Raw genomic sequence first — 13,056 nt, 5'->3', positions numbered from 1 at the left:
CTTCTCTCTCCTTTTACCGGATCACATTCCAATAGAGATACAGCCCCGCCGGGATCACGATCTGCAAAATCAGGATCGCCGGGATGCCGAAGCGGAAGCTCTTATGCAGCGTCTTGTGGTGCCACACCCGCATGCCCAGCAGGGCTCCCACACTGCCGCCCAGGGCTGCCAGCAAAAACAGCGTTTTTTCCGGCACCCGACGGGCCGTCTCATGCTTCTCCTTGTACTTTGCCTTCCACTTATCGAACCCAAACACGAAAAAGGTGACAAGATTCATCACCAGCAAATAACAGCCCAGCAGCGCCCAGGGATTCCCCACCACCGCGAAAAGCGTGGCCGTGGTACCCTCCGGCGTAAAAAGCGTTTTGTTCATTCGCAGCCTCCCAAAAATCAAACTGGACGGAAAGCGCTTTCCGTCCAGTTCATTTTATCAAACTTCTCAGTTCTTGGCAAGCTCGCACAGCTCACCGGCGGTCTTGGCCGCCAGCCGGGCGTTGTTGTACACCAGCTGGATATTGGAGGCCAGGGAGTCGCCGCCGGTCAGATCCTTGATCTTGGCCAGCAGGAAGGGCGTGGTCTCCTTGCCGTGGATGCCCAGCTTGTTGGCCTCGGCCACGGCCTCATCGATGGCCTTGTTGATGACGTCGGCGTCCATGGAGAACTCCTCGGGGATGGGGTTGGTCACCAGCATACCGCCGCCCAGGCCCATATCCTGCTTGACAAAGAACGCCTTGGCCAGGTCTTCGGGGGTGTCGATGCGGTAGTCCACCTTGAAGCCGGACTTCCGGGTGTAGAAGGCAGGCAGCTCCTCGGTGCCGTAGCCGATGACGGGCACGCCGTGGGTCTCCAGGTACTCCAGGGTCAGGCCCAGGTCCAGAATGGACTTGGCGCCGGCGCAGACCACCATGACGGGGGTATGGGCCAGCTCCTCCAGGTCGGCGGAGATGTCCATGGTAGTCTCGGCGCCGCGATGCACGCCGCCGATGCCGCCGGTGGCGAAGACCTGGATGCCCGCCATGTGGGCGATGATCATGGTGGTGGTGACGGTGGTGGCGCCGTCCCGGCCCTGGGCCACCAGCACGGGCAGGTCCCGGCGGCTGGCCTTGGCCACGGCGGTTCCGGTCTTGCCCAGGTAGTCGATCTCCTCAGGAGAGAGGCCCGCCTTCAGGCGGCCCTTAATGACGGCGATGGTGGCGGGCACAGCGCCGTTTTCGCGGATGATACGCTCCACGTTCAGCGCGGTCTCCACGTTCTGGGGATAGGGCATGCCGTGGGAGATGATGGTAGACTCCAGGGCGACAACGGGGCGGCCCTCGGCCAGGGCCTGCTGCACCTCAGGGGCAATATCCAGATAGCGATTCATATGTGATACCTCCATTAAGTATTACAGGGTCGTTTGTGAACGTCAAAGCGCCAGACAGCCAAGGCGAAGGACGTCAGGGCCACCACCTCGATGGCGGCGCAGGAGTAGGACTGGGCGATCAGGTTATACAGCAGCACCAGCGGCGAGTTCAGTAAAAACAGCAGCCGGGTCAGCCGCATATCGTGGACCCACAGGGCAACGGTGGTCAGCATCATGGCGCCGCCCAGCAGCAGGCAGTGGGGGCCGTCCCAGGTAAGCAGCGGGGACACGGCGTAGCACACCAGGAAGAACACCAGCCACAGGGGGCTTTTCGCCCACTTGCGGTCGTTGCAGGCGCAGACCACGGCCCGACCCAGCCCCAGGCAGTTGATAAGTGCTCCGGTCCAGGCCCCCAGCAGACCGTAATGGGTCACCCACAGCACACAGCAGACCACCTGCAGGGACAGTATTTTCTTCCTGCTGCCGCTTTGCAGGGATGTGATGGCGATGACGGAGCCCACCAGACCGATGAGTTGGATCAGCCAAAAGGGAATAGATGTCATGGGATACCTTCTTACTAATAAAATCAAGTTAGCGGTGCTCCGCAGCCCGTTTCTGCAGAGTCTCGGCGCTCATGGCGGGATTGATGGTCTCGCTGCTCTCCATGGCGATGGCACTGGCGGCAAGGCCCGCCCGGGCGGTGCCCTCCAGGTCCGTGCCCTGGAGATAGGCCCAGGTGATGGCCGCCATAAAGGCGTCGCCGCAGCCGGTGGTGTTCACCATGTCGGCAGGCAGCACCGGCAGGTGGAGCCGCCCTCCGGCCCGGTCGGCGGCAAACACACCGCCGCCGCCCAAAGAGATGAACACCCGGTGGAGGCCGGTATCAAGCAGCGCGTCGGCGGCCTTGCGCAGGCTCTCCTCGTCCGTGATGGACACGCCGGACAGCAGCTCCGCCTCGATGCGGTTGGGTTTCAGGGTGTGGAGCTTTCCCAGCACCGGCTTCAGCTTGACCGCCTTAGCAGTGGATACTGGGTCCGCAAAGATGGGCACCTGGCAGTTCTCCGCCAGCCACGCGATACTCTCGGCCGGGATGTTGGTGTCGATCACCATCACCTGGCTGCCGCAGAGCAGCTTCTGGCGCTGGGCAAGGGCCTGGGGCGTCAGATGGCGGTAGATGTCCATGTCGCTGACGGCCAGGGCCATGTCGCCCTTCTCGTTATTGATGAACAGGTACGTGCTGGTCCGCCCGCCGGGGATGATGGGAGACTGGGAGATGTCGATGCCCAGCTCGCCGCAGCTGGCCGCGATCTTCTGGGCGTTCATATCGTCGCCGAAGGCCGTCACCAGCCGCACATCCAGCCCCATCAGGCTCATGTTGTGGGCAATGTTCCGTCCCACACCGCCCAGGCTCATGCCCACGGTGCCGGGGTTGGAGTCCTGGGGGATCAGCGTATTGGACGGCTGGCCGCCGATGTCCACATTCACGCCGCCCACCACCGTCACGTAGGGCGCGGTGTGGACGATGTAGCCCTTGCCGGTGATGTAGCCCTTCTTCATCAGATTGGAGATGTGCACCGCCACAGAGGACCGGGTAATGCCCGCCTTGTCTGCCAGCTCCTGCTGGGAGATCATGGGGTCCTCCTCGATCCAGTTCAGGATCTGCCGTTCCCGTTGGGTCATGGCGCCGCCTCCGTTCTAAGCAAAAGTTAATTTTCTAATCCAATGCTTATTTTATCAGACTTCTTACCGATGTCAACAGTTATTTTGCCATTTGTCCCGCGAATTTGACCGTTCACCCTGATCCTCTGGACGAACGCGGTCCCATCCGCTATACTGAACGCAGAAAACGAGAGCGGAGGGATGCCCGTGAAGATCGAACTGCATATCGACCCCTCACTTTCAGGAACGGAGGTAACGGTCCGCGCTCCGGCCCGGACGCCGGAGGTGGATGCCCTGCTGGACCGTCTGGCGGCCGGAGCCACCCCCCTATTGGGATTTTGCCCCAACGGCACCGCCGTCCCCCTGGACTTGGATGCCGTCCTTCGCTTTTACGGCGAGGACAAGGACGTTCGGGCCCAGACGCCGGAGGCGGTCTATACCGTCCGGGAGCGGCTCTATGAGCTGGAACAGCAGTTGGAGGGCCGCCGGTTCGTCCGCATCTCCCACTCGGAGATCGTGAATCTGCGAAAGGTGACGGCCCTGGACCTGAGCCTGACGGGCACCATCCGCATGACCCTGTCCGGCAGCGTGGCGGTCTACGTCTCCCGCAGGTATGTGAAAAAGATGAAGGAGGTGCTGGGACTGTGACAGAGCGCAGAGAGATCATCCATGAGCTGGCCCGCCGGGCCGCTGTGGGGTTCCCCCGGGGGGTGGCACTGGTATATCTGATATTCCTGCTGGGCGGACTGTTCGCCTTCCCGGCATCCGGGAGCGGTGTTTCGGTGGTCACCGCCGCCATGGCGGAGCGCTGGGGCAATCCGGTGACGGCGGCTCTGGTGCAGTTCCTCTGGTCCGGTCTGCTGGGGGCGGTCCTTGAGACGGCAGAGCTTCCCTTCCGTCTGGAGCGGCGGACGGCCCTCTGGTCCGGCGTTCACTTTCTGCTGACGGCGGCGGTGTTCTCCCTGGCGGGCTGGCAGTGCCGGTGGTTCCCCTACCGGGAGACCTGGCTGTGCCTGCTGGGACTGCTTCTGCTGTGCTATCTGCTGATGTGGGCGGTGCGGTACGTGGGCTGGCAGCAGGATGTCCGGGCCATCCGCAAAGGCGTGGGCCTGCCGGAGGAGCCGGAGCGGCCCGCTTGGCAGAAAGCCCTGCCTTACGCTTTTCTTGCGGCTGGCGTAGAACTGCTGCTGCCCTGGCTGCTGCGGCTGGTGGACTCCCGGGACGTGCCGGTGCTGACCGGCATCTTCTACCCCTTTCTCATTCTGCCACTGTTTTGCTTTTTCAGTGGACTGTCTCTGACAAAGCGATGCCGCCGTCTGTGGCTGGTCTATCCGGTCCTCTGCGGGGTACTGACCCTGCCCTGCGTGTTCCTCTTGTATAATTCCAGCGCCCTGTTCCAGGTCTGGGTGGCGGCCATCGCCGCCCTGGTGGGAGGACTTTTGGGCGTCCTTCTCAGGAAAAAAAGGGAAAATACCTGAAACAAAACCGCTTCCTTTTCCGTCCAACGGGATAAAGGAGGCGGTTTTCCATGAAAAAGTGGCCGTTGTTTTTCGCAATTTATTTCTGCATCTGTCTGCTGGCAGCCTGCGCGGCCGGCGGCAGCGGACCTGTATCCGGCGGGACACCCTCCAACGAGGAACAGTCCGGCGGAGAAGCCGCCCAGCCCGCGACTGTCACAGCCGTCTGCCGGGTAGTCTCCAACGACGGTTCCCTCCTGCTTGCGGGCATGGACGGGGACACGAATATCTACACCCTGACTCCGGAGGACGATACGAACCTGGCTGCCGGCACACTGGTGAAGGTCACCTATGACGGCACTGTCCTGGAGACCTGGCCCGCCCAGTTCGGCGGCGTCACCGCCGTGAACACCGCCAGGGGCGGTTTCGACGACCGCTGCGCCTTGTACCTGCAGGTCCTGGAGGACCTGTGGGAGGTGGACTCCGGCCTGAACGGCGACCTGACCTATCTCGGCATGGACCTGTCCTCCACCAGCCTGTCCGACAGCGAGCGGGCGGCGGTGGCCTGGGCCTTTGCCGGGCGTCACGGCGGGGAGCTGGTCACCGGCACCTGGGAGGAACTGGCGGACCAGGGCTACATCGACCGGGAGAACCTGTACTGGGAGGACGGCATGCTGTTCTCCATCACGGAAAAAGAGATGGAGGGCGTGTACAGCCTGACGCCCGTCACCTTCGACGCCCAGAAGTGGCGCAGCGGCCTGGGGGCCTATTTCTTCTGCGACTGCACCTCCGTCCAGTCCGCCGGCGGCCACTGGAACGGCTATACCATCGGCGGAGAGGCCATTTCGTGACGCTTTTCCGGAAAAAGCCCCGTTTCCTCTTGTAAAACGGTTTGAAATGGAGTACAATACTCCATTATTGTGTGCATATCCCACCAAAAACAAGAAAAACGGGTGAATTTCAATGAGCTATACAAAAATCGCTGCTATTTTCGCCGACAGTGAACAGCTGGGCGGCAAAGAGGTCACCGTGGGCGGCTGGGCCCGCACCATCCGTGACATGAAGAACTTCGGCTTCGTGGAGCTGAACGACGGTTCCTGCTTCAAGAACCTGCAGGTGGTCATGGAGGCCGGTACGCTGGCCAACTATGCCGAGATCGCATCCCAGAACGTGGGCGCCGCCCTGATCGTCACCGGCACCGTGGTCCTGACCCCCGAGGCCAAGCAGCCCCTGGAGCTGAAGGCCAGCAAGATCGAGGTGGAGGGCGTCTCCACTCCCGATTATCCCCTGCAGAAGAAGCGCCACAGCGTGGAGTTCCTGCGGACCATCCAGCACCTGCGTCCCCGGACCAACCTGTTCTCCGCCACCTTCCGGGTGCGGAGCGTGGCGGCCTATGCCATCCACCAGTTCTTCCAGGAGCGGGGCTTCGTCTACGTCCACACCCCCATCATCACCGCCAGCGACTGCGAGGGCGCCGGTGAGATGTTCCGGGTCACCACCCTGGACCCCGAGAATCCCCCCCGCAACGAGGACGGCACCATCGACTTCTCCCAGGACTTCTTCGGCAAGCCCGCCAACCTGACGGTCTCCGGCCAGCTGAACGCCGAGAACTTCGCCATGGCCTTCGGCGATGTGTACACCTTCGGCCCCACCTTCCGGGCCGAGAACTCCAACACCCAGCGCCACGCCGCCGAGTTCTGGATGATCGAGCCGGAGATGGCCTTCACCGACCTGAAGGGCGACATGGATGTGGCCGAGGCCATGATCAAGTTCGCCATCAAGGAAGTCATGCGGAAGTGCCCCGACGAGCTGGCCTTCTTCAACAGCTTCGTGGACAAGGGCCTCATTGAGCGCCTGGAGCACGTGGCGAATTCCGACTTCGGCCGGGTGACCTACACCGAGGCCGTCTCCATTCTGGAGAAGAACAACGACAAGTTCGACTACAAGGTGTACTGGGGCTGCGACCTGCAGACCGAGCACGAGCGGTATCTCACCGAGCAGGTGTACAAGAAGCCCGTGTTCGTCACCGACTATCCCAAGGAGATCAAGGCCTTCTACATGCGGATGAACGACGACGGCAAGACCGTGGCCGCCGCGGACTGCCTGGTCCCCGGCATCGGCGAGATCATCGGCGGCAGCCAGCGTGAGGAGCGCCTGGAGCTGCTGGAGGGCCGCATCAAGGAGCTGGGCATGAAGCCCGAAGACTACTGGTGGTACTGCGACCTGCGGCGCTACGGCAGCTGCAAGCACGCGGGCTTCGGCCTGGGCTTCGAGCGCCTGGTGATGTACCTCACCGGCGTCAGCAACATCCGGGACGTGCTGCCCCATCCCAGAACCGTGGGCAACGCGGAGTTCTGATCTTCCAATCAATTGAGCACCTGGTCCAACGGGCCAGGTGCTCTTTTTTATATCTCTATGGTTCTTGTGGCGATCTTCTTTCGGAAGGCACCGTCGTGTTCCACGAACACCATGGTGGGCTGAACGTTCAGCAGCAGCTCCTCCACCTGCATCCGGGACCACACGTCCAGATAATTCAGCGGCTCGTCCCAGATATACAGGTGGGCGCTCTCGCAGAGGCTCCGGGCAATGAGCGCCTTTTTCTTCTGCCCCTGGGACCAGTCCGCCATGTCCTTTTCAAATTGCGCCCGGGGAAAATCCAGCTTCCGAAGGATCGCCAGCAGCAGCGTCTCGTCCACGCCGCTCTCCCGGGCATAGTCCCGCAGGCTCCCCCGCAGGCGGGAGGTGTCCTGGGGCACATAGGAAACCGTCAGGCCGGACAGGCGGGTCAAGGCCCCGGTATAGTCGATCTCCTGCCCGCACAGCAGCTTCAGCAGGGTGGATTTGCCGCTGCCGTTGCCACCATGGACAGCCAGTCGTTCCCCCGGCTCTATCCGGAAAGTCAGGGGTCCACAGACCCGCTTCTCGCCGTAGTACAGGCACACCTCCCGCAGATCCCACAGCCGTCCCCGGGCCGTCAGGGGATGGAGCTTCAGGGCCTCGGTTTTTTCCAGGTCCTTCAGCAGGCTGGACTTCTCTGTGATGGCCCGCTCCGCCCGGCGGTCCATATTTTTCCGCTGCTGCTGGCCCTTCCGGGACTTCTCCCCCAGATAGGGCCGCAGGCCGTGCTTCACGATCCCCTGGGAGGAGATCCCGGTCTTGGCACGCTCCACAGCGTCCGCCTTCCGCTTTCTCTCCTCCGCTGACTGCTCCAGCCGCTTGATCTCTCCCCGCAGCTTTTCATTTTCAGCCTGCTCAAAGGCGTCCCGGCGTTCCTTGTTCTCCCACCAGGAGGAAAAGGTCCCGCTCTGGACCTCCACTCCGGTCCGGTTCAGAGCCAGAATATGGTCCACACAGCCGTCCAGAAAGTCCCGGTCGTGGGACACCAGCAGGAAGCCCCTTTTTTGCCGCAGGTACGACGCCACCGCCCGCCGTCCGGCGGCGTCCAGATGGTTCGTCGGCTCGTCGATCAGGAGATAGCGGTCCTCTCCGCAGAACAGGGCCGCCAGCAGGCACTTGGTCCGCTCTCCGTTGGAGAGGGTGTCAAAAGGGCGGTACAGGGCTTCGGCATCCACGCCCAATAAGCCCGTTTCCCGCAGCAGCTCCCACTCCTCCGCCGCCGGACACAGGCCGCAGAGCACCTCCAGCGTCATGGCTCCCGCATCCGGCACCGGCGGCGGGAAATACCCGCAGGGGCCCGGCTGGCTGATGCAGCCCTCATAGACATATTCCCCCTGCAAAAGCCGCAGAAACGTGGTCTTTCCCCGACCGTTCCGCCCCAGAAAGCCCAGCTTCCAGTCCGTGTCGATCTGAAAGCTCACATCCTCAAATACATTGTCATAGCTGCCCGGATAGGCAAAGGTCAGGTGCTCTACCTGAATCAAAGACATCCAATCATCCTCCCATGCATACAAAATGAGCCGCAGGAAAGCTCCCGCGGCTCATGAAACGGCATGGTCCCCCCTATGGTGGGGCCGATGCGGACACGGCGTAAAAGGATGCACTTCTTTCCTGCTTCCCGGCGCCGCGCAGTCTTCCCCCCGGGAATCCCACAGCGCCGTATCCGATTTCAGCAGGAAACAGGAATCATCCTTTCACTCCTTTTCTCTGATTTACACTCATTATAGTTTGGCTGGTCTTTTCTGTCAAGCCATTAGCATTTCTTATATTAAGGTTGTGAAAATATATGCTCTCCTCTTTTGAAAAGGCTCTTCCATTTTCGCAGAATTCATGGTATATTTTTCAGGCATGAAAAAGTAATACCTATTTTGGAACTATTAAATATAGAAGATATATGGAGGCTGCTGCATGAAGATTCTATCCGACATTGAGATCGCCCAGTCCTGCACCATGAAGCCCATCACCGAGATCGCCAAGACCGCCGGGGTGGACAATGAGTATCTGGAGCTGTACGGCAACTACAAGGCCAAGGTGGACTACCGCCTGCTGCGGGAGAGCAAGCGTCCCGACGGCAAGCTGATCCTGGTCACTGCCATCAACCCCACCCCCGCCGGTGAGGGCAAGACCACCACCACTGTGGGTCTGGCCGACGCCATGCGGAAGCTGGGCAAAAACACCCTGGTGGCCCTGCGGGAGCCCTCCCTGGGTCCCGTGTTCGGCGTCAAGGGCGGCGCTGCCGGCGGCGGCTATGCCCAGGTGGTGCCCATGGAGGACATCAACCTCCACTTCACCGGCGACTTCCACGCCATCGGCGCCGCCAACAACCTGTGCGCCGCCATGCTGGACAACCACATTCAGCAGGGCAACGCCCTGGGCATCGACGTAAAGAAGATCACCTGGAAGCGCTGCGTGGACATGAACGACCGCCAGCTCCGCAACATCGTAGACGGCCTGGGCGGCCGGATGCAGGGTGTGCCCCGGGAGGACGGCTTCGATATCACCGTGGCCTCCGAGATCATGGCAGTGCTGTGCCTCTCCGCCGACATTCCCGACCTGAAGGCCCGCTTGGGCCGCATGGTGGTGGCTTACACCTACGACGGCAAGCCCGTCACCGCCCACGACCTGAAGGCCGAGGGCGCCATGGCCGCCCTGCTGAAGGATGCCCTGAAGCCCAATCTGGTCCAGACTCTGGAGGGCACTCCTGCCTTCATCCACGGCGGTCCCTTCGCCAACATCGCCCACGGCTGCAACTCCGTCATGGCCACCAAAATGGCTATGCGGCTGGCGGATTACGCCGTCACCGAGGCCGGCTTCGGCGCGGACCTGGGCGCTGAGAAGTTCCTGGACATCAAGTGCCGTCTGGCGGGCCTCAAGCCCAGTGCCGTGGTGGTGGTCGCCACTGTCCGTGCCCTGAAGAACCACGGCGGCGTGGCCAAGGCTGACCTGAATACCGAGAATCTGGAAGCCCTGGAGAAGGGCCTGCCCAACCTGCTGCAGCACGTGGAGAACATCACCAAGGTCTATCAGCTGCCCTGCGTGGTGGCCATCAACGCCTTCCCCACCGACACCGCCGCTGAGCTGAAGCTGGTGGAGGACAAGTGCCGGGAGCTGGGCGTCAACGTGGCCCTTTCCGAGGTCTGGGCCAAGGGCGGCGAGGGCGGCATTGCCCTGGCTCAGGAGGTCGTCCGTCTGTGCGAGCAGCCCAATGACTTCCGCTTCGCCTACGACACCGAGGACAGCATTGAACAGAAGCTGAACGACATCGCCACCAAGATCTACCATGCCGACGGCGTGGAGCTGACGGCAGGTGCCCGGAAGCAGATGAAGGAGCTGGAGGCCCTGGGCTTCGACAAGCTGCCCATCTGCATGGCAAAGACCCAGTACAGCTTCTCCGACGACGCCGCCAAGCTGGGTGCCCCCAAGGATTTCACCATCACGGTGCGGAATCTGAAGGTCTCCGCCGGTGCCGGGTTCCTGGTGGCCCTGACCGGCGACATCATGACCATGCCGGGCTTGCCCAAGGTGCCTGCTGCCGAGAAGATCGACGTGGACGAGAACGGCAAGATCACCGGGTTGTTCTGAACATTTATGGATCAAAGAAGGGTGGGGAATCCCGCCCTTCTTTTGCGTTATTCCAGCCAAAAGAGCAGCTGTCGTAAATGACAGTTGCTCTTTCATAATGGTCAAAACTCAAAGGTGTAGCCATCCCTCAAAAACAGGATTTGCTGGCTCTTTTTCTCGGCAGGGCTGAGGGGAATATGGGCGTATGTCCCAGATGGCGTGTCGATCAGTCTGGTGGTCGGCATGGTGGGGTCTCCACAGTAAGCAGTCATATACATAATTGCCAGATACATATCGCTATTACTGTCATCCAAATCATTTGGCTCCAGCTGTTTCCACGCCTCATAGAGCGTACTGGGGTCTGTTGTAATGTGGCAAACCGGGTTTTTCTTGGGATCCGCCCCTCTGTCGTTGAACGGCCCGCCCACAAGGTCGCAGTAATAATAAACGCCATTCTTTACAAAGTAGTCAAATACGTGCTCTCCCCGTGCGTAAAAAATATATACATAGCCCTGTTCATCATAATCGCCCTCCAGCAGGGCATTGAGCAATGCCGAATCCCCCACGCAGGCCCCGCTGTTCAGCCTATAGCGGGTAGATGCCTCTGTACCGGCGTCATCCGGCGCGAATTGATAGCCCCGCAGATAGAGATACTGGACAACATCCGAAACGGTGGACAGCTTGTCGCAGGCATCCTGGAAAGACAGGTCAGCATCCACAAAGGCCTGCAGTTCCTCATCCGTATACTGCCGCTTGGTGAATTTGACATACTCGTCAGCATAAGGGGTATCCTGATGATTCATTGCAGGTCCCGTTTGGGTACCTTGTCCATTTTCTTGCGGCGTCTCCTCAGCTACCCACGAATCGTCGTTGCAAAGGAAAATGTACTCTTGTCCCTTATAAGTAATCGTAAACGGAATGTTTCTTCCTTCAAAAGATTTCAGCTTCGTCAGGCATATTTGCCCCGCACCGGAGATCTCCGCGCTCATGGTTTCCGGTTCCTCAGACTTCACGGTAAAATTTTCAACCAATTCTCCATCCTTTCCGTCCTTGAATACCTCAACCGTATCACCCCAATCCGGGATATCACCAAACACCTGACCTAGGTATATCTCGTGCTCATGCCAGAGGAGAACTAAATCAACAGGGTTTTCCTCGTTCTGCATGGGCAGCTCGCTTTGTTCGTTGACTTGCTCTTCAGTTGGGGACTTCTCCTCTGCTTGTTCTTCAGGTGATTCGCTCAACCCCGCCTGCTGTTGGTTGCATCCTGCCATGATAAGCATCATCTCGCAAAAGAAAACAAAGCATAGTAATTTCAACATTTTTTTATGCTGTTATACGCCTTTCCTCCAAATCTGTGCATGCTTTGACACAACTTTTTAATTTACTTTCCTCAATATTATATCATGGCAAAATAAGAGGTCAAGGAAAGCTTCTATTTGAAGAATCGCACATGCGCAGGAAATTCACTTTACACATTGATTTGCACACCTCCGGCAGAGGGCACAAAAAAAGAGGAGACCACTTTCGTGATCTCCTCTTGGATAAATCCTTGCTGTATCAGGGATTTCAGTCGATTAGAAGTAACGCTTCAGCAGGCCGGCGAAAGCCTTGCCGTGACGGGCCTCGTCGCGGGCCATCTGTCTCGCCGACGGGCAGGCCGCTTCGCGTCCTATGGGTGAAGCCTTGAAAAATAAGGATTTTCTTGTGTTTCTGTCTATTCAGTTTTCAACCCGAACCGCCATAGCAATGTGGAAATCTTCCACACCAACTTCCACAGGAGGGCTTTGTTATGGCACAAAACGATACTGGTATTTACAAACTTGACGGCGGCGGATGGGGCTTTCGCTATACAATTTCAGTCGATGGCAAACGGAAAGATGTAAAAAGAGTTCGGGACGCAAACGGGAACCCAATGAAAACAAAGCGGTCTGCTATCCTCGCAAGAGCCGAAGCCATCAAAGAAGAGCAAACTCCAAAAGCAAAACAAATTAGCAGGAAAACCGCCAAAGAAGTGTATGAGGAATACTGTGGAAACGGCAGGAAAGACAGAGCCTACCGAACCAAACAAAAGCAGGACAGCCTTTGGAATAATCACCTTTGTGCGAAATACGGCAAGCGGTTCGTGGATGAAATCACGGCGGCGGAGGTCAATGATTATCTCTCCGATCTTTACTATGTGGAAGGGTTTTCGTATCAATACACTGAATCCTTTTTAAAAATGTTTTACCTGATCTTCGGGCAAGCCTATTCCCGCAATTATCTGGAAGTAGATGAATGACTTAAAACCGCTTTGTATTATTTCCAGTCTTGAAAAATATCGTCCAGAGCCTTATCCATTGCTGCTTTCAGGCTCTTTTCCATAATCCTAAAAAGTTCTGCTTCCAGTATGGATTGACGCTTCTTTTTCTTCTTGTCCTGTTCCTTTTGGCTGCCCATTTTACCTTCACCTCGCTTGTGATCTTGAACTCGGTGATTTCGGGTTCTACTGTTGCCATTTTGCGTTTTTTATATTCCCGTATCATTTTATTACGGACGGCATACATAATCTGTTGCGGGGTATAGCCATACGGTTACCGCCGCATTACAACAGAACTACGCAGCCGCAATATTCTCTTAAACCACAAGACCGTCCAGAGG

At 59.0% G+C, this 13,056-nt stretch carries 13 protein-coding genes and 1 pseudogene; 7 read left to right on the top strand and 7 right to left on the bottom strand.

All coding sequences use genetic code 11. The features are described from left to right. Positions 1-13: 13 nt before the first annotated feature. The 4 genes from JQM66_RS10990 to JQM66_RS10975 all read right to left on the bottom strand — a co-directional run bounded on the left by JQM66_RS10990 (position 14) and on the right by JQM66_RS10975 (position 3,022). Positions 14-373, bottom strand: a complete 360-nt coding sequence (locus tag JQM66_RS10990) for a DUF1294 domain-containing protein (RefSeq protein ID WP_235229922.1) — start codon at positions 371-373, stop codon at positions 14-16. A gap of 66 nt (positions 374-439) precedes the next feature. Next, a complete protein-coding gene (locus tag JQM66_RS10985) occupies positions 440-1,363 on the bottom strand; it encodes a pseudouridine-5'-phosphate glycosidase (RefSeq protein ID WP_235229921.1) in 924 nt (307 codons plus the stop codon). A gap of 14 nt (positions 1,364-1,377) precedes the next feature. Continuing rightward, a complete protein-coding gene (locus tag JQM66_RS10980; RefSeq protein WP_235229920.1) occupies positions 1,378-1,905 on the bottom strand; it encodes a YgjV family protein in 528 nt (175 codons plus the stop codon). 28 nt (positions 1,906-1,933) lie between these two features. Further along, complete coding sequence (locus tag JQM66_RS10975) at positions 1,934-3,022, bottom strand: PfkB family carbohydrate kinase (RefSeq protein WP_235229919.1); 1,089 nt, start codon at positions 3,020-3,022, stop codon at positions 1,934-1,936. A gap of 180 nt (positions 3,023-3,202) precedes the next feature. Here JQM66_RS10975 and JQM66_RS10970 point away from each other — a divergent pair, with 180 nt between their 5' ends. The 4 genes from JQM66_RS10970 to asnS all read left to right on the top strand — a co-directional run bounded on the left by JQM66_RS10970 (position 3,203) and on the right by asnS (position 6,816). Next, positions 3,203-3,649 carry a LytTR family DNA-binding domain-containing protein gene (locus JQM66_RS10970; RefSeq protein ID WP_407946020.1) on the top strand — a complete coding sequence of 149 codons (447 nt, stop codon included), beginning with the start codon at positions 3,203-3,205 and terminating at the stop codon, positions 3,647-3,649. Continuing rightward, positions 3,646-4,479 carry a DUF3021 family protein gene (locus JQM66_RS10965; protein WP_235229917.1) on the top strand — a complete coding sequence of 278 codons (834 nt, stop codon included), beginning with the start codon at positions 3,646-3,648 and terminating at the stop codon, positions 4,477-4,479. Before JQM66_RS10970 ends, JQM66_RS10965 begins: the two co-directional genes overlap by 4 nt. A 50-nt stretch (positions 4,480-4,529) precedes the next feature. Beyond that, positions 4,530-5,309 carry a hypothetical protein gene (locus tag JQM66_RS10960; RefSeq protein ID WP_235229916.1) on the top strand — a complete coding sequence of 260 codons (780 nt, stop codon included), beginning with the start codon at positions 4,530-4,532 and terminating at the stop codon, positions 5,307-5,309. Between the two features lie 112 nt (positions 5,310-5,421). Then, on the top strand, positions 5,422-6,816 hold the full coding sequence (gene asnS, locus JQM66_RS10955) for an asparagine--tRNA ligase (RefSeq protein ID WP_235229915.1): 1,395 nt from the start codon (positions 5,422-5,424) through the stop codon (positions 6,814-6,816). 47 nt (positions 6,817-6,863) lie between these two features. On the opposite strand, the gene abc-f is transcribed toward asnS, so the two are convergent. After that, positions 6,864-8,345, bottom strand: coding sequence for a ribosomal protection-like ABC-F family protein (gene abc-f / locus JQM66_RS10950; protein WP_235229914.1), 1,482 nt, complete (start codon positions 8,343-8,345; stop codon positions 6,864-6,866). 418 nt (positions 8,346-8,763) lie between these two features. Between abc-f and JQM66_RS10945 the strand changes: the two genes are divergently transcribed. Next, complete coding sequence (locus tag JQM66_RS10945; RefSeq protein ID WP_235229913.1) at positions 8,764-10,437, top strand: formate--tetrahydrofolate ligase; 1,674 nt, start codon at positions 8,764-8,766, stop codon at positions 10,435-10,437. A 101-nt stretch (positions 10,438-10,538) separates the two neighbouring features. Here JQM66_RS10945 and JQM66_RS10940 read toward each other — a convergent pair whose 3' ends face one another. Then, complete coding sequence (locus JQM66_RS10940) at positions 10,539-11,690, bottom strand: hypothetical protein (RefSeq protein WP_235229912.1); 1,152 nt, start codon at positions 11,688-11,690, stop codon at positions 10,539-10,541. A 518-nt stretch (positions 11,691-12,208) separates the two neighbouring features. Between JQM66_RS10940 and JQM66_RS10935 the strand changes: the two genes are divergently transcribed. Further along, complete coding sequence (locus JQM66_RS10935) at positions 12,209-12,697, top strand: hypothetical protein (RefSeq protein WP_235229911.1); 489 nt, start codon at positions 12,209-12,211, stop codon at positions 12,695-12,697. A gap of 17 nt (positions 12,698-12,714) precedes the next feature. Here the strand turns inward: JQM66_RS10935 and JQM66_RS10930 are convergent, their stop codons facing one another. Next, positions 12,715-12,855 carry a hypothetical protein gene (locus JQM66_RS10930; RefSeq protein ID WP_235229910.1) on the bottom strand — a complete coding sequence of 47 codons (141 nt, stop codon included), beginning with the start codon at positions 12,853-12,855 and terminating at the stop codon, positions 12,715-12,717. 138 nt (positions 12,856-12,993) lie between these two features. Here JQM66_RS10930 and JQM66_RS12820 point away from each other — a divergent pair. After that, a pseudogene (locus JQM66_RS12820) lies at positions 12,994-13,056 on the top strand (hypothetical protein); the annotation flags it as partial.

The sequence above is a fragment of the Oscillibacter valericigenes genome (genome assembly GCF_021531915.1).
Classification (GTDB): domain Bacteria; phylum Bacillota; class Clostridia; order Oscillospirales; family Oscillospiraceae; genus Oscillibacter; species Oscillibacter valericigenes_A.
The sequence above is the reverse complement of the archived record's forward strand: the minus strand, read 5'-3'. Positions and strand labels throughout refer to the sequence as shown.